The sequence below is a fragment of the Streptomyces sp. NPDC058619 genome, from assembly GCF_042717785.1.
GTDB lineage: Bacteria > Actinomycetota > Actinomycetes > Streptomycetales > Streptomycetaceae > Streptomyces.
In genome coordinates this window covers 1-22,644 of the sequence record NZ_JBHXQN010000057.1, presented here as the reverse complement: position 1 = coordinate 22,644, position 22,644 = coordinate 1, and the positions used below count along the sequence as shown (strand labels likewise).

At 72.3% G+C, this 22,644-nt stretch carries 22 protein-coding genes and 2 tRNA genes; 10 read left to right on the top strand and 14 right to left on the bottom strand.

The features are described 5' to 3' along the window. Positions 1-6 precede the first annotated feature (6 nt). From rsrA to ACFWTC_RS32560, 4 genes are all read right to left on the bottom strand, one after another. Positions 7-312, bottom strand: coding sequence for a mycothiol system anti-sigma-R factor (gene rsrA, locus ACFWTC_RS32575; protein ID WP_383929193.1), 306 nt, complete (start codon positions 310-312; stop codon positions 7-9). Then, a complete protein-coding gene (locus tag ACFWTC_RS32570; protein WP_267718386.1) occupies positions 309-953 on the bottom strand; it encodes a sigma-70 family RNA polymerase sigma factor in 645 nt (214 codons plus the stop codon). Before ACFWTC_RS32570 ends, rsrA begins: the two co-directional genes overlap by 4 nt. A gap of 334 nt (positions 954-1,287) precedes the next feature. Further along, positions 1,288-1,938, bottom strand: a complete 651-nt coding sequence (locus tag ACFWTC_RS32565) for an alpha/beta family hydrolase (protein WP_384026903.1) — start codon at positions 1,936-1,938, stop codon at positions 1,288-1,290. Positions 1,939-1,965: 27 nt separating this feature from the next. Next, the gene (locus ACFWTC_RS32560) at positions 1,966-2,781 is read right to left on the bottom strand and encodes an SOS response-associated peptidase (RefSeq protein ID WP_384026906.1); all 816 of its coding nucleotides are present in this window, start codon (positions 2,779-2,781) and stop codon (positions 1,966-1,968) included. Between the two features lie 53 nt (positions 2,782-2,834). Here ACFWTC_RS32560 and ACFWTC_RS32555 point away from each other — a divergent pair, with 53 nt between their 5' ends. The 4 genes from ACFWTC_RS32555 (at position 2,835) to ACFWTC_RS32540 (ending at position 6,544) form a co-directional block, all read left to right on the top strand. Beyond that, entirely contained in the window at positions 2,835-3,548 is a 714-nt protein-coding gene (locus tag ACFWTC_RS32555) for a M50 family metallopeptidase (RefSeq protein WP_383929183.1), read from the top strand. A gap of 53 nt (positions 3,549-3,601) precedes the next feature. Continuing rightward, the gene (gene aroA, locus ACFWTC_RS32550) at positions 3,602-5,041 is read left to right on the top strand and encodes a 3-phosphoshikimate 1-carboxyvinyltransferase (protein ID WP_384026909.1); all 1,440 of its coding nucleotides are present in this window, start codon (positions 3,602-3,604) and stop codon (positions 5,039-5,041) included. Positions 5,042-5,049: 8 nt separating this feature from the next. Further along, positions 5,050-6,060 (top strand): ribosome small subunit-dependent GTPase A, encoded by a 1,011-nt coding sequence (gene rsgA, locus ACFWTC_RS32545; protein WP_384026912.1) that lies wholly within the window; start codon positions 5,050-5,052, stop codon positions 6,058-6,060. Between the two features lie 160 nt (positions 6,061-6,220). Then, positions 6,221-6,544 carry a multidrug efflux SMR transporter gene (locus tag ACFWTC_RS32540; protein WP_030225858.1) on the top strand — a complete coding sequence of 108 codons (324 nt, stop codon included), beginning with the start codon at positions 6,221-6,223 and terminating at the stop codon, positions 6,542-6,544. On the opposite strand, the gene ACFWTC_RS32535 is transcribed toward ACFWTC_RS32540, so the two are convergent. Then, the gene (locus ACFWTC_RS32535) at positions 6,510-7,049 is read right to left on the bottom strand and encodes a TetR/AcrR family transcriptional regulator (RefSeq protein ID WP_383929177.1); all 540 of its coding nucleotides are present in this window, start codon (positions 7,047-7,049) and stop codon (positions 6,510-6,512) included. The genes ACFWTC_RS32540 and ACFWTC_RS32535 overlap by 35 nt on opposite strands. A gap of 128 nt (positions 7,050-7,177) precedes the next feature. Between ACFWTC_RS32535 and hisN the strand changes: the two genes are divergently transcribed. Further along, the gene (hisN, locus tag ACFWTC_RS32530) at positions 7,178-7,981 is read left to right on the top strand and encodes a histidinol-phosphatase (protein ID WP_383929174.1); all 804 of its coding nucleotides are present in this window, start codon (positions 7,178-7,180) and stop codon (positions 7,979-7,981) included. Between the two features lie 167 nt (positions 7,982-8,148). After that, positions 8,149-8,550 carry a cyclic nucleotide-binding/CBS domain-containing protein gene (locus ACFWTC_RS32525; protein ID WP_383929171.1) on the top strand — a complete coding sequence of 134 codons (402 nt, stop codon included), beginning with the start codon at positions 8,149-8,151 and terminating at the stop codon, positions 8,548-8,550. 64 nt (positions 8,551-8,614) lie between these two features. Here ACFWTC_RS32525 and ACFWTC_RS32520 read toward each other — a convergent pair whose 3' ends face one another. Further along, on the bottom strand, positions 8,615-10,066 hold the full coding sequence (locus ACFWTC_RS32520; RefSeq protein ID WP_383929169.1) for a catalase: 1,452 nt from the start codon (positions 10,064-10,066) through the stop codon (positions 8,615-8,617). Positions 10,067-10,222: 156 nt separating this feature from the next. On the opposite strand from ACFWTC_RS32520, the gene ACFWTC_RS32515 reads away from it, so the two are divergent. Then, a complete protein-coding gene (locus tag ACFWTC_RS32515; protein WP_267718042.1) occupies positions 10,223-10,639 on the top strand; it encodes a Fur family transcriptional regulator in 417 nt (138 codons plus the stop codon). A 196-nt stretch (positions 10,640-10,835) separates the two neighbouring features. On the opposite strand, the gene ACFWTC_RS32510 is transcribed toward ACFWTC_RS32515, so the two are convergent. The 4 genes from ACFWTC_RS32510 to ACFWTC_RS32495 form a co-directional block, all read right to left on the bottom strand. After that, positions 10,836-10,909, bottom strand: a tRNA-Met gene (locus tag ACFWTC_RS32510). 109 nt (positions 10,910-11,018) lie between these two features. After that, positions 11,019-12,875, bottom strand: coding sequence for a tetratricopeptide repeat protein (locus ACFWTC_RS32505; protein ID WP_384026916.1), 1,857 nt, complete (start codon positions 12,873-12,875; stop codon positions 11,019-11,021). Positions 12,876-13,119: 244 nt separating this feature from the next. Then, positions 13,120-13,193: transfer RNA gene (locus ACFWTC_RS32500), tRNA-Met, on the bottom strand. An 88-nt stretch (positions 13,194-13,281) separates the two neighbouring features. Beyond that, positions 13,282-16,164: a UPF0182 family protein gene (locus ACFWTC_RS32495; RefSeq protein WP_383932683.1), complete on the bottom strand. Its 2,883-nt coding sequence runs from the start codon at positions 16,162-16,164 to the stop codon at positions 13,282-13,284. Positions 16,165-16,292: 128 nt separating this feature from the next. On the opposite strand from ACFWTC_RS32495, the gene ACFWTC_RS32490 reads away from it, so the two are divergent. Next, positions 16,293-16,862 (top strand): PPA1309 family protein, encoded by a 570-nt coding sequence (locus tag ACFWTC_RS32490; protein ID WP_383932672.1) that lies wholly within the window; start codon positions 16,293-16,295, stop codon positions 16,860-16,862. Positions 16,863-16,886: 24 nt separating this feature from the next. On the opposite strand, the gene ACFWTC_RS32485 is transcribed toward ACFWTC_RS32490, so the two are convergent. The 4 genes from ACFWTC_RS32485 to ACFWTC_RS32470 all read right to left on the bottom strand — a co-directional run bounded on the left by ACFWTC_RS32485 (position 16,887) and on the right by ACFWTC_RS32470 (position 20,295). Beyond that, positions 16,887-17,978 (bottom strand): PDZ domain-containing protein, encoded by a 1,092-nt coding sequence (locus ACFWTC_RS32485; RefSeq protein ID WP_383932674.1) that lies wholly within the window; start codon positions 17,976-17,978, stop codon positions 16,887-16,889. A 97-nt stretch (positions 17,979-18,075) separates the two neighbouring features. Next, a complete protein-coding gene (locus ACFWTC_RS32480; RefSeq protein WP_383932685.1) occupies positions 18,076-18,327 on the bottom strand; it encodes a hypothetical protein in 252 nt (83 codons plus the stop codon). A gap of 190 nt (positions 18,328-18,517) precedes the next feature. Further along, positions 18,518-18,979, bottom strand: a complete 462-nt coding sequence (locus ACFWTC_RS32475; RefSeq protein ID WP_383932676.1) for a molybdenum cofactor biosynthesis protein MoaE — start codon at positions 18,977-18,979, stop codon at positions 18,518-18,520. 158 nt (positions 18,980-19,137) lie between these two features. Further along, positions 19,138-20,295 (bottom strand): SDR family oxidoreductase, encoded by a 1,158-nt coding sequence (locus tag ACFWTC_RS32470; protein WP_383932678.1) that lies wholly within the window; start codon positions 20,293-20,295, stop codon positions 19,138-19,140. Positions 20,296-20,487: 192 nt separating this feature from the next. On the opposite strand from ACFWTC_RS32470, the gene ACFWTC_RS32465 reads away from it, so the two are divergent. Continuing rightward, positions 20,488-21,954 (top strand): zinc-dependent metalloprotease, encoded by a 1,467-nt coding sequence (locus ACFWTC_RS32465; protein ID WP_383932680.1) that lies wholly within the window; start codon positions 20,488-20,490, stop codon positions 21,952-21,954. After that, positions 21,951-22,496 (top strand): NUDIX hydrolase, encoded by a 546-nt coding sequence (locus ACFWTC_RS32460; protein WP_383932681.1) that lies wholly within the window; start codon positions 21,951-21,953, stop codon positions 22,494-22,496. Before ACFWTC_RS32465 ends, ACFWTC_RS32460 begins: the two co-directional genes overlap by 4 nt. The last annotated feature ends 148 nt before the right edge of the window (positions 22,497-22,644 follow it).

Here is a 22,644-nt window from a genome sequence, read left to right as displayed (position 1 = left end):
ACCGGGTCAGCCGCTGGCCGGGTTGTCTGCGGTGACGTCGTGGTCCGGCACCGCCTGGCCCGACCGGATCAGCTCGATCCGGCCCATGACCTTCGAGCGCAGGTCGCTCGGCACGTCGTCGGACCCGCAGCAGCGCTTGACCAGCTTCTTGACGGCCTGCTCCAGGCCGTACTTCTCCAGGCAGGGGTTGCACTCGCCGAAGTGGGTCTCGAACTTCGTGCAGTCACTGTCGGGCATCTCGTGGTCGAGGAACTCGTACAGGTGGTCCAGGACCTCAGCGCACTCCGTCTCGTGCGGCTCTCCGCAACTCATGAGCCCGAGCCTTTCCTGTCGTTCGACTCTCCCCCGCCGGCGGGTACCAGCCCGCGCTCACGGGCGTAGTCCTCCAGCATTCCGCGGAGTTGACGGCGGCCACGGTGCAGTCGCGACATGACCGTACCGATGGGTGTACCCATGATGTCCGCGATCTCCTTGTACGCAAAGCCCTCTACGTCGGCGAGATAGACCGCGATGCGGAACTCCTCCGGAATGGCCTGGAGTGCTTCCTTCACATCCGAATCGGGCAGGTGGTCGAGCGCCTGCGACTCGGCGGAGCGCAGTCCGGTCGACATGTGCGACTCGGCGCGCGCCAGCTGCCAGTCCTCGATCTCCTCCGCGGCGCTGCGCTGGGGCTCGCGCTGCTTCTTGCGGTAGGAGTTGATGAACGTGTTGGTCAGGATCCGGTAGAGCCACGCCTTCAGGTTGGTGCCCTCCCGGAACTGGTGGAACGACGCGTACGCCTTCGCGTACGTCTCCTGGACCAGGTCCTCGGCGTCGGCCGGGTTGCGCGTCATGCGCAGCGCGGCCGAGTACATCTGGTCGAGGTAGCCGAGGGCGTCCCTCTCGAAGCGCGCGTTGCGCTCCGGGGTCGTCTCCTCCGCGTGGCCTTCGTCGGTCCCAGCGACAGGACCCACCTCCTCCGACAGCGTGGCGGCTCCGAAAGCGGTTCCGCTCGAATCGGAGAATAGTCGACCCTCCCGGCCCTCCGCCGCTCGGAGCGAGCTGCGCTTGGGCCCGGGCAGTACCGTCCAGTCCAGGTCAGCGGCCTGCCTGCGGTTCTGGCTGATGGCCTGGGTCATGCGCTTCCTCTCCTCCGACGAATTGCCGTGCGTACCGACATCCGGGACAACAGAAGGGCCGTACGGCGCATTCCCCGGCGGGCGGCGGGTTTCGCACCCCGTCGTGCCGCCGGGCGGCGGGGCGGCGCGCCGCCGCGGCGATCCGCCGCGCGAATGTGTCAGGTCGCGGTCAGGGGGCGAGCCGCTCCAGCCATCCGCCCACCGCGTCGGTGATCACGTCGAGGGCCTGCTGCTGGGTGGTCTGCGCCCGCTTCGGCACCGCGAAGCCGTGGTCGCCGTCGGGCACCTCGACGAGCTCGTACGGGTCCTGCGCCCCCGGCGCCGGGAACTCCCCGGGGCGTCCGAAGGCGTCCCGGCCGCCCTGGACCACGAGGGCGGGCCGGCCGGCGCCGAGCAACTCGTCGGCGCGGGACTTCTCGGGGCGGCCCGGCGGGTGCAGCGGGAACGCCAGCGCCAGCACCCCGGCGGCGCCGAGGCCGGCGGCGGTCCGGCAGGCCACGCGGGCCCCGGCGCTGCGGCCGCCCGCGACCACGGGCAGGCCGGGGCGTGCGAGCAACGGCCAGAGCCCGCGCCAGCCCTCGTCCAGCACCTTGGGCGCGGCGGCCACCTTCTTCCCGGCGACCCGCCAGGGCTGTTCGACCAGGGCCACCGTGATCCCGCGCGCGGGCAGGGCGGCGGCCAGCGCCTGGAGGTCGCGGGCCTCGATTCCGCCGCCGGCGCCGTGGCCCACGGCGAGCACGAGGCGGGCGCAGGCGGCGGGGTGCCAGGTGACGCGGGCCTCGCCCGGCGGGGTGTCGACGCTTTCGGTACGCGGGGTCATGCGCCGATCATGCCGGGTCGGCGCCGGTCAGAAGAGCGTCGCCTCCTCCGGCGCGGCCAGCTCGTCCAGCAGTTCGGGGCCGTTGTTGCGGACGTTGCTCACGGCGGTGGAGACGGGGTAGGCCCGCATCAGCCCGCCCGGCGGCGGAGCCAGCAGCTCCCGCAGCCCGTCCGGGTCGGTCCTGGCCGGGTCCAGCCAGGCGTCCCACCGGTCGGGGGTCAGCATGAGCGGCATCCGGGGGTGGATGTCGGCGAGCGAGGCGGGTCCCTCGGCGGGGGCCACGCCCAGCGGGCCGGTCTCGGCCTCGGCGGTGATCACCGAGCAGGTCGCCCACCAGGCCCGGGGGTGGTCGGCGGGCAGGGTCGCGTCGCGCCAGAACTCGTACAGGCCGGCCATGGCGAAGACCGAGCCGTCGGCGGGCAGCACGAAGTACGGCTGCTTGCGCGCCCGCTTCTTCTTGCCCTCGACCTCCAGCTGCCGCTCGTCGTGGGCGGTGACCCACTCGTAGTAGCCGTCGGCGGGGACGATGCAGCGGCGCTGTGCGAACGGCCGCCGGAAGGACGGCTTCTCGTGCAGGGTCTCGGACCTGGCGTTGATCATCCGGGCGGCGCCGTCGGGGTTCTTGGCCCAGGACGGCACCAGCCCCCACTTCAGGACGCGGAGCTGGCGAACCGGGCGCGGATCCGGAGCGTCCCTCACGGGACGGTCGAGGACGACGAGGACCTCCTTGGTCGGCGCCACGTTCCAGTCGGGCTCCAGGGACTCCTCCGGCTCCCACGTCTCGACGCCGAAGGCCTCCACGAGGTCCTCGGGGCTACGACTCGCTGCATACCGTCCGCACATGGCTGCCACACTGCCATGGCACCCGACCACCACCGCAAGGAGTCCGCCACTTCATGGACAGCAGCTCTACGGCCGGCCTCTGGGACCGGCTCACGGGGATACAGACGGCGCCCGACCTGTGGCTGGTGATCGTGACGGGGGTGGCGGCGCTGGCCGCCGTGGGGCCGCGCCCGCTGTGGCGCCTCTCGCGCAACGCGGTCACCATCGCGCACGAGGGCGGGCACGGCCTGCTGGCGCTGCTCACCGGGCGGCGCCTGGACGGGATACGCCTGCACTCCGACACCAGCGGTGTCACGGTCAGCCGGGGCAAGCCCTCGGGCCTCGGCATGGTCCTGACGGCGGCCGCCGGGTACACCGCCCCCTCGCTGCTCGGGCTCGGCGGGGCCGCGCTGCTGTCCGCGCACCGGATCACGCTGCTGCTGTGGGCGGCGACCGCCCTGCTGGTGGTGATGCTGGTGATGATCCGCAACGCGTACGGGGCCCTGACGGTGATCCTGACCGGCGGAACCTTCCTGCTGGTGTCCTGGCTGGCACCCGCCGAGGTCCAGGCCGTCTTCGCGTACGCGGTGGTGTGGTTCCTGCTGCTCGGCGGGGTGCGGCCGGTCTTCGAGCTCCAGGCCAAGCGCCGGGGCGGTGGCGCACCCGATTCCGACGCCGACCAGCTGGGGCGGCTCACGCACGTCCACCCGGTGGTGTGGCTGGTCCTCTTCCACGTCGTCGCGCTCTGCTCCCTCGTCGGCGGCGGCCGCTGGCTGCTCGGCCTCTGAGACTGCGTCGCGATCAAGATCCGGCAGCGGGCGGAGCCACTAAAGTGGGGGCCATGACCGATTCCCCCGCGCTCCCCGCCCTCTGGCCCGCTCCGCTCGCCGAAGCGGCCGTAAACGCCACCGTCACGGTGCCCGGGTCCAAATCGGTCACCAACCGGGCCCTGGTCCTGGCCTCCCTCGCCGCCGAGCCCGGCTGGGTGCGCCGTCCGCTGCGCTCGCGCGACTCCCAGCTGATGGCCGACGCGCTGCGCGCGATGGGCGTGGGCATCGAGGAGACCGTCTCCTCCAGCTCCGCCGGCGACGGTGCCGGCGGCGAGGCCTGGCGGGTCATCCCGGCGGCGCTGCACGGCCCGGCCACGGTCGACGTCGGCAACGCGGGCACGGTCATGCGCTTCCTGCCGCCCGTCGCCACCCTCGCCGCGGGCGACATCCGCTTCGACGGCGACCCCCGCTCCTACGAGCGTCCGCTGGGCCAGGTCATCACCGCGCTGCGCACGCTCGGCGCCCGCGTCGACGACGACGGCCGGGGCGCGCTGCCGCTGACCGTCCAGGGCGGCGGGGCGCTGGAGGGCGGGGTCGTCGAGATCGACGCGACCAACTCCTCCCAGTTCGTCTCCGCGCTGCTGCTCTCCGCCCCGCGCTTCAACCAGGGCGTCGAGGTACGGCACGTGGGCACCAACCTGCCGTCCATGCCGCACATCCGGATGACCGTGGAGATGCTGCGCGCGGCGGGCGCCCAGGTCGACACCCCCGAAGCCGGCGGCGAGAAGAACGTGTGGCGGGTCTCCCCCGGCGCCCTGCTGGGCCGCGACATGGTCGTGGAACCGGACCTCTCCAACGCCCAGCCCTTCATGGCGGCCGCCCTGATCACCGGCGGCACGGTCACCATCCCGGACTGGCCGCGCCGCACCACGCAGCCCGGTGACGCGCTGCGCCGGATCTTCACGGAGATGGGCGGCTCCTGCGAGCTGACCGACGACGGCCTGGTCTTCTCGGGCACCGGCAAGATCCACGGCATCGACGTGGACCTCGGCGAGGTCGGCGAGCTCACCCCGGGCATCGCCGCGGTGGCGGCCCTGGCCGACTCGGAGTCCGTCCTGCGCGGGGTCCAGCACCTGCGGCTGCACGAGACCGACCGGCTGGCCGCGCTGACCAAGGAGATCAACGCGCTCGGCGGCGACGTCACCGAGACCGCGGACGGGCTGCACATCCGGCCGCGCCCGCTGCGCGGCGGCACCTTCCACACGTACGACGACCACCGGATGGCCACCGCGGGCGCGGTGATCGGCCTGGCGGTGGACGGCGTGCTCATCGAGAACGTGGCGACGACCGCGAAGACCCTGCCGGACTTCCCGGCGATGTGGGCGGACATGCTCGCCGGGACCTCCGGCGCTCCCGCGGCCTCCGGCGCCCCGGGTGCCCGTACGGGTGCGGGTGGCTCCGGGACGTCCTCCGGCGGCCCCTCCCGGGCCGGAGCGGGTGCGGGAGCGTAGGGCCCGTCATGCGCAGGTACGGCAAGAACACCGACGAGGACGACATCCGGTCCCGCCCCAACCGCAAGGGCAACCGGCCCCGGACCACGATCCGGCCCAAGCACGAGGACGCCTCCGAGGGCTTCGTCCTCACCGTCGACCGGGGCAGGCTGACCTGCCTGGTCGAGGACCGCACCGTGCACGCGATGAAGGCCCGCGAGCTGGGCCGCAAGGCGGCGGTGGTCGGCGACCGGGTCTGGATCGTCGGTGACCTGACCGGCAAGAAGGACACCCTCGCCCGGATCGTGCGGATCGAGGAGCGCAAGTCCGTCCTGCGGCGCACCGCGGACGACGACGACCCGTACGAGCGGGTGGTCGTCGCCAACGCCGACCAGCTCGCGATCGTCACCGCCCTGGCCGATCCGGAGCCGCGTCCGCGCATGATCGACCGCTGCCTGGTGGCGGCGTACGACGCCGGACTGGAGCCCCTGCTGGTGCTCACGAAGTCCGACCTGACGTCCGCCGACAAGATCCTGGAGATCTACTCGACCTTCGGCCTGAACTACGTCGTCACCAACCGCGAGGAGCTGGCGACGGGCGACGCCGCCGAGCGGGTGCGCGAGCGCCTCAACGGCCGGATCACCGCCTTCGTCGGGCACTCCGGCGTCGGCAAGACCACCCTGGTGAACTCGCTGGTCACCGAGGGCCGCCAGCGCGCCACCGGGCACGTCAACGCGGTCACCGGCCGCGGCCGGCACACCACCACCTCGGCGCTCGCCCTGCCGCTGCCCTCGGGCGACGGCTGGGTCATCGACACCCCGGGCGTACGCTCCTTCGGCCTGCACCACGTGGACCCGTCCCGGGTCATCCTCGCCTTCCCCGACCTGGTGCCCGGTACGGAGGGGTGCCCGCGCGCCTGCAGCCACGACGAGCCGGACTGCGCGCTCGACAAGTGGGTGGAGGACGGCCACGCGGACCAGGCCCGGCTGTACTCGCTGCGGCGGCTGCTGGAGACCCGCGAACGCCGCGACGGCGACTGACCGGCTGGCCCCCCGGCCCGCTCCGGGGCCCGCCCCGCCCCGCCCGGCGGGGTTTGCGGACGGCCGCGCCTGGTAAATGCATACTCGCACCGAGTGGCGCGCAGGTTCGGGCCCGGATTCCGGCCCCGGCCGCGCCACGTGAGGCCGGGAGGCATTCGACATGGCGTGGCTGCTGGTCGTGGTCGCGGGAATCCTGGAGACCGGTTTCGCGGTCTGCCTCAAGCTGTCCCACGGGTTCACCCGGCTCTGGCCGACCATCGCCTTCGCGTGCTTCGCGCTCGGCAGCTTCGGCCTGCTGACCCTGGCGCTCAAGAAGCTGGACGTGGGCCCGGCGTACGCGGTGTGGACGGGCATCGGGGCGGCCGGGACGGCGATCTACGGCATGGTCTTCCTCGGCGACCTGGTCTCCACCCTCAAGCTCGTCTCGATCTCGCTGGTCATCCTGGGCGTCATCGGACTCCAGCTGTCCGGGTCGGCTCACTGAGCAGCCCCAGCATCTCCCGCGCGTCCGGTTCCTCCCCGGGGGCGACCACGTAGGAGAGGGCGAGCCGTACGACGAGCTCGCACCGCCGGGCGTCCTCCCGCGGGGCCAGCGCTCCGGCGGCCCGGTCGCGCACGGCGCGGGCCAGCTCGCCCGGCCCCGGCGCCCGCCCGGCCGCGGGCAGCTCCGGGTCCCAGGCCCCGGTGAGCAGGGCCCGTACGAGGGGACGGGTGCGCGCCGCCCGTACGGTCCACGCTGCGACGGCGGCGAGCCGTTCGGCGTCCGCGGCCGGCGCCGCCAGGGCCCGGTCCACCCCGTCGAGGTACCGTTCGGCCTCCCGCCGGACCAGGGCGCGGCCCAGCCCGGCCTTGCCGCCGAACTCGTTGTAGAGGGTCTGGCGGGACACTCCGGCGGCCGCTGCCACCTCGACCATCCGGACGGCGGGCCAGGGGCGGGCCGAGAGCGCCGCTCCCGCCGCGTCCAGTAAGGACTCCCGGGCTGCCGGCATGGATCGCCTCCCCCTCCGGGCGTCCCGACGGGCTTTCCCGCCGGACCCCCTCCGCCAGAGTTGACGGGGCGACAGATCCTGTCAAGGGCGCGTCCCGGGCGCGGAGGCGGCCGCGATACTGTTCGGCCATGTCCGAGTATGACGATGACCTGCGCCTTGCCCTCGACCTCGCCGACGCGGCGGACGCCGCCACGATGGAGCGTTTCCGTGCCCTCGACCTGGTGGTCGAGACGAAGCCGGACATGACCCCGGTGAGCGAGGCGGACAAAGCCGCCGAGGAGATCATCCGGGCCGGGATCGCCGCCGCCCGCCCCGACGACGCGATCCTGGGCGAGGAGTACGGCCTGGAGGGCACCGGCCCGCGCCGCTGGGTCGTGGACCCGATCGACGGGACGAAGAACTACGTGCGCGGGGTCCCCGTGTGGGCCACCCTGATCTCCCTCATGGCCGAGGGCGCCGACGGCGTCTTCCGCCCGGTGGTCGGCGTGGTGTCCGCGCCGGCGCTGGGCCGCCGCTGGTGGGCGGCGCAGGGCGGCGGCGCGTTCGCGGGCGGCGCGCTCGGCGCGACGACGGCGATCGGCGTCTCGAAGGTGGCCGGGCTGGGCGACGCCTCGTTCGCGTACTCCTCGCTGTCCGGCTGGGAGGAGCAGGGCCGGCTCCCCGGCTTCCTGGACCTGACCCGGGCCTGCTGGCGCACCCGCGGCTACGGCGACTTCTGGCCGTACATGATGGTCGCCGAGGGCTCGCTGGACTTGTGCGCCGAGCCGGAGCTGAACCTGTGGGACATGGCCGCCATCGCGGTCGTGGTCCAGGAGGCGGGCGGCCGCTTCACCAGCCTGGACGGGGAGGACGGCGTGCACGGCGGGAACGCCGCCGCCTCGAACGGACTGCTCCACGGGGAGATGCTGGGCCTGCTGCGCCCGCGCGCCTGATCCCCGCTCCGGCGCGGGCCCGCGGGCCCGGTGCGCGCTACGCGCCTTCTTGCTGGCCCTCCGTGTCCGTGGGAATCTAAGGATCCACCCGCTTGTGCCTTTGTGAACGACTTCTCAATCGGCACCCTTCCAGGCGGGCGGACTCACCCCAGGAGGTGGCTCTCTTCATGCTCGTCCGCGACGCAATGAGCTCCGTGATCCTCACCCTCGGACCCGCGCACACCCTCCGTCAGGCGGCCTGCCTGATGTCCGGGCGGCGCGTGGGCGCGGCCGTCGTCCTCGACCCCGAGCACAGCGGGATCGGCATCCTGACCGAGCGCGACATCCTCAACTCCATCGGCGCGGGACACGATCCCGACCACGAGTCCGTGGGGGCGCACACGACCAACAACGTCGTGTTCTGCACCCCGGAGGCCACCGTGCAGGAGGCCGCCGAGGCCATGGCGAACGGGGGCTTCCGGCACCTCATCGTGCTGGAGGACGGCGGCCCGGTGGGCATCGTCTCCGTGCGCGACGTGATCCGCTGCTGGGTGCCGAGCCGGCGCCGCACGGCCGAACTGGCGGGCTGAACGGCAGGAGGGCCGGGTCCCCGTCGGGGATCCGGCCCTCCTGTGTTCGACCAGCGGCGGGGTTCTAGCCGCGGAGGGCCTGGACCGCGACGTCCAGCCGCTTGCCGAAGTCGCCGTCCGCCTGGCGGAAGTTGCTGACCGCCCGCTCGACGATGTCGTCGCGGGAGACCTTGGCGATGAAGCCGGCCAGGTTCTCCACCAGACGGGACTTCTCGTCCTCCGAGTACAGGCGGTACAGGTTGCCCGCCTGGACGAAGTCGTTGTCCTCGCGGTGGACCGGTGCGGCGTGGTTGCCGGTGCCGCCGGTCAGCGGGACGGGCTGCCACAGCGGGCGGTCCGTCTGGTGCGGGCCGCCGAAGCTGTTGGGCTCGTAGTTCTTGGCGCCCTTGTGGCGGCCGTCGTACAGGTGGCCGTCGCGGGAGTTCGTCCGTGCCTCGGTGGCGTGCGGGCGGTTCACCGGCAGGTGGTCGGCGTTGATGCCGACGCGGTAGCGGTGGGCGTCGCCGTAGCCGAAGAGGCGGCCCTGGAGCATCTTGTCCGGGGACGGGCCGATGCCGGGGACGAAGTGCGCCGGGGAGAAGATCGACTGCTCGACCTCGGCGAAGACGTTCTCCGGGTTGCGGTTGAGCGCCAGCTTGCCGATCTCGATCGGCGGGTAGTCCGCGTGCGGCCACACCTTGGTGAGGTCGAACGGGTTGAAGCGGTACCCGGCGGCCTCGGCGGCCGGCATGACCTGGACCTGCACGGTCCAGGACGGGAAGTCGCCGCGCTCGATGGCCTCGCGCAGGTCGCGCTGGTGCGAGTCGGGGTCCTCGCCGGCGAGGAGATTGGCCTCGGCCTGGGTGAGGTTCTTGATGCCCTGGTCGGTCTTGAAGTGGTACTTGACCCAGAAGACCTCGCCCGCCTCGTTGTTCCACTGGAACGTGTGCGAGCCGAAGCCGTTCATGTGGCGGTAGGACGCCGGGATGCCGCGGTCGCCGAACAGCCAGGTCACCTGGTGGGTCGACTCGGGCGACAGACCCCAGAAGTCCCAGACGTTGTCCGCCTCCTGCGAACCCGTGTACGGGTCGCGCTTCTGGGTGTGGATGAAGTCGGGGAACTTGATGGCGTCCTTGATGAAGAACACCGGGGTGTTGTTGCCGACGAGGTCGTAGTTGCCCTCTTCGGTGTAGAACTTCAGCGCCCAGCCGCGGGGGTCGCGCACCGCGTCGGCGGAGCCGAGGTTGCCGGCGACCGTGGAGAAGCGCAGGAAGGTCTCGGTCTCCTTGCCGACCTCGGACAGGAACGCCGCCCGGGTCCACTGCGAGACGTCGCGGGTCAGCGTGAAGGTGCCGTACGCGCCGGCGCCGCGGGCGTGGACCACGCGCTCCGGGATGCGCTCGCGGTTGAAGTGCGCGAGCTTCTCCAGCAGGAGCTGGTCCTGGACCAGGACGGGGCCGCCGACGCCGGCGGTCTCGCTGTTCTGGTTGTCGGCGACCGGAGCCCCGGCCTCCGTGGTGAGCGGTCCCTGCGTCACGTGCGCCTCCTGCGTCATTCCTGCATGTCCTGTCCTCGGCCCTCAGCCTGAGCCGTACCTGATCCTACAATGGACATTGTCTAAGTCAAGTAAGCATCCAAATTCATATGAGTTCGGGAGTTACACCGAGTTCCCCCCGCTGTTAGGCTGGCGCTCATGAGTGACCTGCTGGAACGACTTCGCGGACGCGGCTGGCGCATGACGGCCCAGCGGCGCGTCGTGGCCGAGGTGCTCGACGGTGACCACGTTCACCTGACGGCCGACGAGGTGCACGCGCGCGCCGTGGCCAAACTGCCCGAGATCTCCCGGGCGACCGTCTACAACACCCTGGGCGAGCTCGTCACCCTCGGCGAGGTCCTGGAGGTCTCCACGGACCGCCGCGCCAAGCGGTACGACCCGAACGCCCACCGGCCGCACCAGCACCTGGTGTGCGCCCGCTGCGGAGCGATCCGCGACGTCCACCCGGCGGGCGACCCGCTGGCCGACCTGCCGGACACGGAGCGCTTCGGCTTCACGGTCTCGGCGGTCGAGGTGACGTACCGCGGGGTCTGCCCGAACTGCGCGGGCGCCTGAACGCACGACTGACGGAGAACAAGACTGACGGAGAAGGGGCCCGGAGCGCACGGACGCTGGCGTCCGCACGCTCCGGGCCCCTTCTCCGTCAGGTCGCCCCCGGTTCCGGCGAGCGCGCGCGACACTGCGGCGGGCGCACGCGCCCGGAAAAAGACTCGAGGCCCGGATCCATGGGATCCGGGCCTCGGGCCTTCAGTAGCGGGGACAGGATTTGAACCTGCGACCTCTGGGTTATGAGCCCAGCGAGCTACCGAGCTGCTCCACCCCGCGTCGGTAAACCTGACTCTACGGGGACGCGGACGGCAGATGCAAATCGGTTAACGGCCGGTCCCGGCCAGCCGCCGCGCGCCGGGCGTCGGCCGGCCGAACCGGCGGCGGCTCAGGCCGACAGCTCCTCGGCTAGCGCCTCCCGCAGGCGGGCCGCCCGCTCCGAGACCTCGGCCGGGCCCAGCTCCATGGCGCGTACGCACCACTTCTGGCCCTCCGCGAGGTCACCGTGCCGGGCCGCCAGCAGACCCAGCCGCAGCGCGGCGCGGCCGTGCCCTGCGACCGCCGCGCGGGTCCACCACAGCGCCGCTTCGGGCTCGCTGCCCTCGCGGGCCAGCAGCAGCCCGAGGTTGAACGCCCCGTTGCGGGAGCCGGCCTCGGCCGCCTCCCGGTACCACCGCGCGGCGACCGCCAGGTCACCGCGGGCGGCGGCCAGCATGCCGACCCGCACCTGCGCCCGGCGGTGCCCCAGCTCGGCCGCCCGCTCGTACCACTCCTCGCTCTCGGTCCGCTCGGCGCCGCCCGCCGACTCGCCCAGCGCAAGCGGCTCCGGCGGCGGGGCCAGCGACTCCAGCAGCGAGGCCAGCCGGAAGGCCGCCTCCGCGCTCCCGCCGCCCGCCGCGCACCGCAGGTGCCGCTCGGCGGCCCGCTCTTCGCCGTCGCGGACCAGCGCGATCCCGACCTGGAGCGCCGCGTCGGTGTGCCCCGCCGAAGCGGCCCGCTCGTACCACTTCAGGGCCGTACGGTCCTCGTCCCGGCTGGCGAACAGGATGCCGAGGTTGAACGCGGCGTCGACGCTGCCCGCCTCGGCGGCCTTGGAGAACCACGGTTCGGCGCCCTCCGCGTCCCCGCCCTGCAGCAGCAGGATGGCCAGCGCGTTGGCCGCCTCGCGGTGCCCCGCGTACGCGGCCCGCCGGTACCACTGCTCGGCCTGCGCGGTCCGCTCCTGTGCGACGCACAGCAAAGCAAGGTTGTACGCCCCGTTCTGGTCGCCCGCGTCCATCGCGGACCGGTACCAGCGCTCTGCGGTCTGGGTCTCCCCGCGCGCGGCGTGCAGCGCGCCCAGCGCGTTGGCGGCGTTGCCGTCGCCGTCCCGCGCGGCCCGGTTCCACCAGGCGGCCGCGCTCTCCTCGTCCCCGGCGTCGCGCAGCAGGAAGCCGAGGGCGCACGCGGCCCGCGCCTCCCCCTGCTTGGCGGAGGTGAGGTACCAGCGGCCGGCCTCCTTGAGCTCGCCGCGCGCCTCCAGCAGGGCGCCCAGGTGGAGCGCGGCCCGGCGGTGCCCCCGCGCGGCGGCCTGGCGGTACCACTGCTCGGCCTCGGCCGGGTCGCCCTTGCGCAGGTGGCGCGCCAGCCGGTACGCGGCCTCGCGGTGCCCCTGCTCCGCGGCGGCCCGGAACCAGCGCTCCACGCCCTTGTCCCCGCGGTGCTCCAGCAGGTCCGCCAGCCCGTACGCCCCCAGGGCGTGGCCGGATTCCGCCGCCTGGCGCAGCCAGTACTCGGCGGCGGGCTCGTCCCCGCGCTCGCGGAAGTGGCGGCCCAGGGCGTGCGCGGCGGGAGCGGATCCGGCCACGGCGGCGACCCGCCACCAGCCGGCGGCCTCGTCCGGGTAGCCCCGCTGGTGCAGCAGCACGCCGAGGTTGTTCGCGGCGGCGCGGTCGCCCTCACCGGTCGCCCCGCGCAGGTACGGCTCGGCCCCGTCCAGGTCTCCGCGGCGCAGCAGGAGGGCGCCGAGCACGCTCATGGCCCCGGGGTCGCCCTTGTCGGCGGCCACCCGGTGCCGGGCTTCGAGCTCGGCGTCGCTCGCCGCGTCGGTCTCGGCGAACATGTCCTCCGCGAAATCCGCATCGGTCAGTACGGTCTGCGCGTTGACAGCGGGAACCCTCTCGCCGGCTCCCGTATCCGGCTCGGCCTCCGCCCTCACAAACCGCCCTGTCTCCAGCAGAGTTGACCTGTCCCCCATAAATCCCATCGTCGCATCACCTGCTACCCGCGTACACCTGGTATGTCGCAGCCAGTGAGGTCACTACAGCGTTTTGTCGACTTGCCCACAGATAGCTAAGTCAAACACGCTCCACCCCCAACTCACCCGTCTCAGCGACCCGCGTGTCCGACCGGACCGCCCCCACGGACCACGATCGGACCCCGTCCGGACCACAGGCGGGCCCGGACGCGACGAAGGCCCGGATCCCATGGATCCGGGCCTTCGTTTTCAGTAGCGGGGACAGGATTTGAACCTGCGACCTCTGGGTTATGAGCCCAGCGAGCTACCGAGCTGCTCCACCCCGCGTCGGTAGACAAACAGTACCACGGACGCAGGACGGTCCCGTACCGACGGTCCGGTCGCGCGGGCTGGCCGCGCGGCCGGACCGTACGGGCTAACCGCTCGGCTGGGGCGCCGTCAGCTTCGCCTCGGCGTCGATCGCCCGCTTCAGCGCCGCCTTGATGTCCTCCTGCGCCTTGCCGAAGGCGGTCCAGTCGCCGGCCTGCCTGGCCTTCTCCGCGTCCTCGATGGCCTTCTGCGCGTCGCCGAGGGCCGCCTTGACCGTCGGGTCCTGGACGACGGGCGGCGTCACGGTGCCCTCGCCCGGGGGCTGGTCCGGCGGGACCGGAAGGGTCGGGGCCTCGGCCCCGAAGACCACGTTCAGCGCCTTCTCCAGCGTGTCCTCGAAGGCCGTCTGGCCGCCGTAGGTCACGAGCACCTTGCGCAGCAGCGGGTACTTCAGCCCGGAGCTGCGCACGTAGACCGGCTCGACGTAGAGCATGCCGCCGTCGAGCGGGACCGTGAGCAGGTTTCCGTACTCGACCTCGGAGTCGCCACCCCGCAGGAGGCGGATGGACTCGGCGATCTTCGGTTCGGACTGGAACTTGCTCTGGACCTGCTTGGGGCCGTCGACCGGCTTGCTGGTCGGCAGCTTCAGCAGGCTGATCTTGCCGTAGTCCGGGGTGCCCGGATCGGCGTTGACCGCCATGAAGGCGCTCAGGTTGTCCCGCTCGTTCGGCGTGAACGTCGTCGTGAGCGAGAAGACCTGGTCCTTCTCCGTCTGGCCCGGCATCTTCATCGACAGGTAGTACGGCGGGACCGCCGTGCCGGCCTTGGTGGTCGGGTCGTCGGGGACGGCCCAGGCCTCACTGCCGCTGAGGAAGGTCTGCGGGTCGGTGACGTGGTAGCGGGTCAGCAGCTCGCGCTGGACCTTGAAGAGGTCCTGCGGGTAGCGCATGTGGTCCATGAGCGGCTTGGAGATGTCGCTCTTGGGCTTCACCGTGCCCGGGAACGCCTTCATCCAGGTCTTCAGGACCGGGTCCTCGGTGTCCCACTGGTACAGGTCGACCGTGCCGTCGTACGCGTCGACGGTGGCCTTCACCGAGTTCCGGATGTAGTTGACCTGGTTCTCCTGGGCCACCACCGCACGCTGGCTGTTGGTGAGCGAGTCCGCGGTGCTCTGGCCCAGGGTGGTGCGCGAGGCGTAGGGGTAGCCGTTGGTCGTCGTGTACGCGTCGACGATCCACTTGACCTTGCCGTCGACGACCGCCGGGTACGGGGCGCCGTCGATGGTCAGCCACGGGGCGACGGCCTCGACGCGCTCCTTGGGCGTGCGGTTGTACAGGATGCGCGAACCGTCGCCGATGGCCCCGGAGTAGAGGATCTGCGGTTCGCTGAGGGTGAGCGCGTAGGCCGCCCGGTTGATCGGGTTCTCCAGGCTGACGCCGGATTTGCCCGTGTAGCTGGTCTCCTTCTCGCCCTGGTCGTCCGAGTAGTCGAGCTCCTTCTGCGGTCCGCCGACGATCGAGTACTGCTTCGTCTGCTCGCCGTAGTAGATGCGCTGCTCGAAGTCCGTGCCGAACATGCCCTTGGAGGGCAGGTCGGACTGGGTGAAGTCCGGGGCGCCCTGGTCACCGACGGTGGTGCCCTTGGCCGCGACCACGCCGTAGCCGTGCGTGTACTTGAAGTGGTCGTTGATCCAGTTGTTCTTGGGGATGCCGCCGATGTTCAGCTCGCGCAGGCCGATCACCGTGTCCTGGCCGCTGTACCGGTCCACGGCGAGCGTGGACGGGAAGGCGTAGTAGCCCTTGACCTGCTGGAGCTGCTGGAACGCCGGCGAGACGATGTTCGGGTCGAGCAGGCGCACGCTGGCGGTCGTGTCGGCCGCCTGGCGCAGCTTGGCCTTGTCGGTCCCCGCGGCCGGGACGCCGGGGTAGTCCTTCACCTCGGAGTCGGCGACGCCGTAGGCGTCACGCGTGGCCTTGATGTTCTTCTGGACGTACGGGGATTCCTTGGCCTGCTCGTTCGGCTGGACCTGGAACTTTTGCACGATCGCCGGGTACAGCCCGCCGATCAGGATCGCCGAGAGCACCATCAGGCCGAAGCCGATCACCGGCAGCTGCCAGGTGCGGCGCCACAGCGTCGCGAAGAACAGCACGGCGCAGATCGCGGCGATGGCGACGAGGATCGTCTTGGCCGGCAGGTAGGCGTTGGCGTCGACGTACCGCAGGCCGGTCCAGTTGTCCGCCGCCTTGAAGTCGCTCGACTTCACCGCGAGGCCGTACCGGTCGAGCCAGTACGCGACCGCCTTGAGCGTCACGAACAGGCCGAGCAGCACCGACAGGTGGCCGGTCGCCGCGGCGGTGGCCCGGGCGCCCGGGCTGGTCACGCGCAGTCCGCCGTACAGGTAGTGCACGACGGCCGCGGCGATCACCGAGAGCACGACCGCGGCGAAGCCGAAGCCGAGCATGAAGCGGTACCAGGGCAGGTCGAAGGTGTAGAACGACACGTCCAGGTTGAACTGGGGGTCCTTCTGTCCGAAGGCCACCCCGTTCACGTACATCAGCCAGGTCTTCCACTGGCCGGCCGCCGACGCTCCCGCGATCAGGCCGACGAGCACCGCGATGCCCAGCAGCAGCCACTTCTTGAACGGGGCGATGCTCATCCGGTAGCGGTCGAGGCTCTGCTGTTCCATCGACATCGCGCTGAGCGGCGGCCGCAGCCGGTGGGCCAGCCAGATGTTGAATCCCACGGCGCCCGACATCAGCAGACCGAAGACGGCGAAGAGCCCGATCTTGGTCCACAGGGTGGTGGTGAAGACGCTGGAGTACTTCACGGAGCGGAACCAGAGCCAGTCCGTCCAAAAGCCCGCGAACATGATGAAGAGCATGGCAAGGACGGCCAGTACGCCCAGGGTCATGAGGAGAGTGCGGGCGCGCCGGGACGGGCGGCCGACTCTCATCCGTGGCCCCGAAGGGCCTCCGCCGCGGTCCGGCATCTGGAAAGCCAAGGTGCGCACCTCGAAAGTCGCTGTCTGGTAAGGAACGGGCCCCCGATCGTAGAGCCCACTCATTGAACTTACTGAGGCTTTAGTCAGTTCCCGGTATCCGGTGGAAAGGAGGCAGGATGTTGCCCATGTCCAACCTTTCTCCTTCCCCCGGCACTCCCATGGCGGCCAGTCCGCTGACCCGTGCCTGTCTCGAGATCGACGAGTACGCGGCCGGACTCGGCTGGGACAGGCCCGCCCGGCTGTTCGCTCTCGTCGACACCGCCCGGCTCAAGAAGCAGGAGCCGCGCCTGGCGGGCCAGCTCGGTCTCGACCAGGACGACGCCGGCAAGTCCTCCCTCACCCCGATCGAGCAGGACGAGGTCCCGGCCGGGACCCCGCTCGACAAGTTCCTCGGCACCATCGCGTGGCCGGACGCGGTCGTCGGCTGCGCCCTGACGGTGGAGCGGCTGATGCTGCCGCCGTCGGCGGAGGCCTCCGTACCGGAGGGGCTGAGCGACAAGCAGTTGTCCCGCTGGGTCGCCGGCCACCCGGAGCGCCAGGAGGTGCGCCTCACGGTGGCCGTGCTGCGCGACGGCTCGCGCGAGTCGGCCGTACGGCTGCGGGAGAAGGACTCCTCGACCGAGGTGCTCACCGGCGGGGGCCTGGTGCCCGGGCTGGCCGAGGCGCTGGCGGCGACCTTCTCGTAGCGGAGCCGGGCGGGGGGGGACCGGTCAGGGCGTGGCGTCGCAGCGCGTGAGCCCGGCCGTGTCCCCCTTGCCGATCTTCTCCAGGGCGGCTGTGGCGTCGCCGATGGTGGAGACCTTCACCAGCGTCAGGCCGTCGGGCACGTCGCGGGCCGCGGCGGCGCAGTTCTCGGCGGGCGTCAGGAAGAACCGGGCTCCGGCCTGGCGGGCGCCGATGGTCTTCATCTGGATGCCACCGATCGGGCCGACCTTGCCCGCGTCGTCGATGGTGCCGGTGCCGGCGATGAACTTCCCGCCGGTCAGGTTCTCGGGCGTCAGCTTGTCGACGATGCCGAGGGCGAACATCAGGCCGGCGCTCGGACCGCCGACATCGGCGAGCTTGATGTCGATGGTGAACGGCAGCGCGTGGTCGGTGCCGGCCCGGATGCCCACGATCGCGTGGCCGTCGTCCTCGGCCTTGCCCGCGGTGACGGTGACCTTGGTGGAGCCGGTGGGCTCGCGGTTCGCCTTCGCCGCCCCGGCCGCCTCGGCGGCGGGCACGAGGGTGAACTCGACGGGCTCTCCGGGTTTGTGCTGCGTGACGAGCTTGGCCACGTCCCCGGGGGCCGTGACGGGGGTGCCGTCTACGGCCTTGACCACGTCGCCGGCGTGCAGCCGGCCCTCGGAGGGGCTGTCCTTGACGACCGAGGAAATGATCACCCGTGCGGTGACCGGGATGCCGAGCTGCTTGAGGGCGGCGACCTTGGCGCTCTGCTGCGACTGCGTGAACTCCTCGGCGTTCTCCTGGGTGGACTGCTCGTTCGTCTTGCCGTCGGGGTAGAGGTTCTCGTGCGGCACGACGATGTTGTCGTCGGCCAGCCAGCCGTACACCGCTTCCAGCAGGTTCATGTCGAAGTCCGCGCTCGTGACGCGGACCGTCGTCATGTTGAGGTGACCGCTGGTCGGGTACGTCTTGCGCCCCGAGATGTTGAGCACGGGCTCGCCGTGCGAGTCCCCCAGTGTGTTCACCGTCGGCCCCGGGCTCATCTCCGAGTACGGGACCTTGATGAAGACGCCTGCGCAGAGCAGCGCGAACAGCGCGAGGGTGGAGGCGAGCATCGTCGCGGTGCGGCGTGGCATGGATCCGACAGTACGGGACGGGCCTGTGGGGCGGCCCGTGGGGCCGGGCCGTACGGGGTCCCGGCGGGGAGGTCTCAGGGCTTTCTCACGGGACGCGTCATACGGCGTCTGAACCGGAGTGCGCCTCCGCCTTCACCTTCGCCCGATCGGCCGCGCCGGCCTCTTCGGCCCTGCCCGCGGGATCGGTGGTGCCCGGGTAGTCGGTCCTGCCCATGGCCTCGCGGAACCGGGCGTAGCCGGCCAGTTCCGATATGTCGCCTTGGGTACGGTCACGTGCCGCCCAGCTGCCCCATATCGCCGCTCCGATCGCGGCGAACAGCGGAATCAGCAACCACGCCAGTGACGCCATGGGCGTGCCTCCTACCCCGGTGATGCGTGTCGTTGGTGGCTTCAACGCTCGTGCCCGGAAAGGGGTTACGCAAATCGAGGGCGTGTTGCGCGGCCGAACGGGTGCGACGTTACCCCCTGCCGGGGGCGGTCCCCCACCCGGGGCCCGGCCCGCGCGGGGCGGACGCCCGCCGGGCCGGCGCGGCCCCGTCTCAGCAGGCGCCGACCCACTCCTCCGTGCCGTCCGCGAAGGTCTGGTGCTTCCAGATCGGCACCTCGTGCTTGAGGTCGTCGATCAGCATCCGGCAGGCCTCGAAGGCCTCGCCCCGGTGCGGGCAGGACACGGCGACGACGACCGCCAGGTCGCCGACGGCGAGGTCGCCGACGCGGTGCACGGCGGCCAGGGCGCGGACCGGGTACTTGGCCACGACGCGCTCGGCCACACGGCGCATCTCGGCCTCGGCGGTCGGGTGGCAGGAGTAGCCGAGCGAGTCGACGTCCGCCCCGCTGTCGTGGTTGCGCACCGTGCCGACGAAGAGCGCCGTACCGCCCGTGGCGTCGTCGCCGACGGCCTGGAATACCTCGTCGATCGAAAGCGGGGTCTCACGGATCCCGAGCAGGCGGATCGGGTCCGGAGCGGCCTGCTCGCCGGGGTGGTCGAAGTGCGGTGCCATGCCGTCCATCGTGCCCTAGGTGCCGACGCGGCGGAATAGCCGATTCGCCCGGGGCCCGGCTCCCGCGTTGGGAGCCTCCTACAGGAAACCGCTGGTGGCGGCCGTGTCCGTCCCCCGGCCGGGGGACGGACACGGGGACGCCGGATCCGGGCGGGGCGTCAGATGCCGCGGCGCTTGCGGGCGCGGCGGACCGCCGCCGCGGCGCCCAGCAGGGCCACGGTGGCGCCGGCCGCTCCGGCCGCCGTGGCCGCGTCCTTGCGGCCCAGGCGGCGGCCGGCGACGGTGTGCCGCCCCGCGACCTCCTGGAGGAGTTCGGCGAGCACCTCCTCGTTGGTCCAGCGCGGCCGCCAGCCGGCCGCGTGCAGCCCGCTGACGCTGACCACCCACGGGTGCATGGTGTACGCCAGGTCGCCCGCCGGGGACGGCGTCAGGCCGATCCGGTGCAGCCGGGCCGCCGCGCCCAGCGCGACCGCCGAGGGGAGTTCCATGCGGCGGATGCCGCTGAGCTCCTCCACCTCCTCCTGCTCCAGCCAGCCCTCGCAGCCCACCGCGAGCTCGCCCTCGACCTTCTCCAGGGCGGCGTACTCCAGCGCGCTGACCAGGTCCTCCACGTGGCAGAACTGCCAGGTGGGGCGGGAGCCGGCCACCACGAGCAGGCGCGGGGACTCGAAGTACCGGGTCAGCGCGGTGTCCGTACCGCCGACCAGGACCGCCGGGCGGACCACGGTGACGTTCAGGCCGGGGTGCGCGCGGGGCGCCCGGCGGCCGAGCCGCTCGATCTCCAGCAGGTCGCCCACGCCGGTGGCCTCGGCGGTGGCCCGCAGCTCGGAGTCCTCCGAGAGCGGGATGTCGTTGTCCGGCAGGGCCCCGTAGACCATGGCGGAGGTGCAGAGCACCACCCGGTGCACGCCGGCCGCCGCGGCGGCCGTCAGCACGGTCTGGGTGCCGCGCACGTTGTACGCGGTGCGGGCCGCCGGGTCGGATTCCAGGTCGAGGTCCAGTGCGAGGTGGACCACGACGTCCGCGCCGCGGAGTTTTTCGGCGATCGCGGGGTCGCGCACGTCCAGCACGTGCCACTGCGCGTCCGCGCAGTCCCCGCGCCGTTCGTCGATCGCGACGACCTGCTTGACCTCCTCGGAGGCGGCCAGCCGGGTCACCAGGGCCGCGCCGACACCCGACGCGGCGCCGGTGACGGCGATCACGGGGCCCCGCGCCGCTGGGTTTCGCGGTCGGCGAACGCCGTGGGCGCTGTCGCCGGGCTCAGGGCGGATTTCGGCGTCGTCGGTCGCGCGAACCTGTGGATCTGGGGAACTCACCGGGCGTCTCCAGCGGTTGTCTTCAGTGGGGACGCACCGTGACGCGTACCCACCAGGTGACGTCCATCCTGCCGCAGCCCAGGAGCCGGCGGAGCACCGAGCCCGTAAGCGGGTGGGGTGTCTACGCTGGGTGGTGTTGTCGGACCATTGCCCGTCGGCTCCCGCCGGCGGCCCTACGAGCCGAGGAAACCCGTGAGCGACACCCCATTCGGATTCGGCCTTCCGCCGGAGGAGCCGGAAGACGGCGACGAGGGCAACAAGAAGGGCAATCAGGGCGGCCAGGGCGGCCCGCCGAATCCGTTCGGGTTCCCCGGCATGGGCCTGCCGGGCGGCGTGGGCGGCCCGGGCGGGGCGGACAACCCGTTCGCCGCCATGTTCGGCTCGATGGACCCGAACGACCTGGGTGCGGCCTTCCAGCAGCTCGGCCAGATGCTGAGCTACGAGGGCGGTCCCGTGAACTGGGACATGGCCAAGGACATCGCCCGCCAGACCGTGGCCCAGGGCACGGCGGACGGGGTGAAGGACGCCAGCGTCGGCCTCGCCGAGAAGTCGGCGGTCGAGGAGGCCCTGCGCCTGGCGGACCTGTGGCTGGACGGCGTGACCTCGCTCCCCTCGGGGGCGAACACCGCCGTGGCCTGGAGCCGCGCCGAGTGGGTCGAGGCGACCCTCCCGGTGTGGAAGGAGCTCGTCGACCCGGTCGCCGAGCGCGTCGGCGCGGCCATGGGCGGCGTTCTGCCCGAGGAGATGCAGGCCATGGCGGGCCCGCTGCTCGGCATGATGCGCTCCATGGGCGGGGCGATGTTCGGCCAGCAGATCGGGCAGGCCGTGGGCACGCTCGCGGGCGAGGTCGTCGGCTCCACGGACATCGGGCTGCCCCTGGGCCCGGCCGGCCGGGTCGCGCTGCTGCCGCTGAACATCGAGGGCTTCGGCAAGGACCTGGGTGTCGCCTCGGACGAGGTGCGGCTGTACCTGGCGATGCGCGAGGCGGCCCACGCCCGGCTCTTCGCCCACGTGCCGTGGCTGCGCTCGCACCTCTTCGGCGCCGTCGAGGCCTACGCCCGCGGCATCAAGGTCGACACCTCGAAGCTGGAGGAGGTGGTCGGCCAGCTCGACCCGTCGAACCCGGAGCAGCTGCAGGAAGCGCTCCAGGGCGGCATGTTCCAGCCCCAGGACACGCCCGAGCAGAAGGCCTCGCTGGCCCGCCTGGAGACGGCGCTGGCGCTGGTCGAAGGCTGGGTCGACGCGGTGGTCCACGAGGCCGCCAAGCCCCGTCTGGCCTCGGCCGACGCCATGCGCGAGACCATGCGCCGGCGGCGCGCCTCGGGCGGTCCCGCGGAGCAGACGTTCGCGACGCTGATCGGTCTGGAGCTGCGCCCGCGCCGGCTGCGCGACGCCTCGCGGCTGTGGGCCTCGCTGACCGACGCGCGGGGTGTGGACGGCCGGGATGGCCTGTGGGAGCACCCCGACATGCTGCCGACCGCCTCCGACCTGGACGACCCGGACGGCTTCGTGCACCGCGAGCAGCTGGACTTCTCCGAGATCGACAAGATGCTCGGCGAGGCGGCCGAGAAGCGCGGCAGCGGTGACGCCGGTCCGGCGGGCCCGTCCGACGGCGCCGACGGGCCCGGGGACGAGACCGGGGGCGAAGAGAAGAAGTGAGCCTGCACGACGACGCGGTCCTCGTCCTGAAGCGGTACGAGGACCAGCCCGAGCTGCGCGATGTGTACCTGGAGCACCTGGCCGCCCACCCGGACGGGGTCTACAAGCCCTGCACGGCCGGCCATCTCACGGGCAGCGCGCTGGTGGTCGACCCGGAGCGCGGACGCGTTCTGCTGACCCTGCACAGGAAGCTGGGCATGTGGCTGCAGATGGGCGGACACTGCGAGCCCGGTGACGCCGCCCTGGCGGACGCGGCGCTGCGCGAGGCCGTGGAGGAGTCCGGCATCGCCTCCGGGCTGACGCTGCTGCCCGGCGGGCCGGTGCGCCTGGACCGGCACCCGATCCCGGCCCCGTGCCACTGGCACCTGGACGTGCAGTACGCGGCGCTGGCCCCGGCCGGCGCGGTGGCGGAGATCAGCGAGGAGTCGGTGGACCTGCGCTGGTTCCCGTACGCGGAGGTGGCGGCGGTGGCCGACACCTCGGTCGTGCTGCTGCTGGACGCGACCCTGGCGCGACTCGGCGGCCGCGGCCCGGGCCGCTGAGCTAGGATCCCGGGCCGCTGAGCTACCCCGCCCGGGTACGACGGTGCAGGGGCGGGGGCCCGCGGGGCCCCCCCCGCCCCCCCCGCACCCCGGCCGGCCGTTTGATGCGGTGTTTTTGGTTGGGTGTGGTTTAAAAAAAAAACAACCC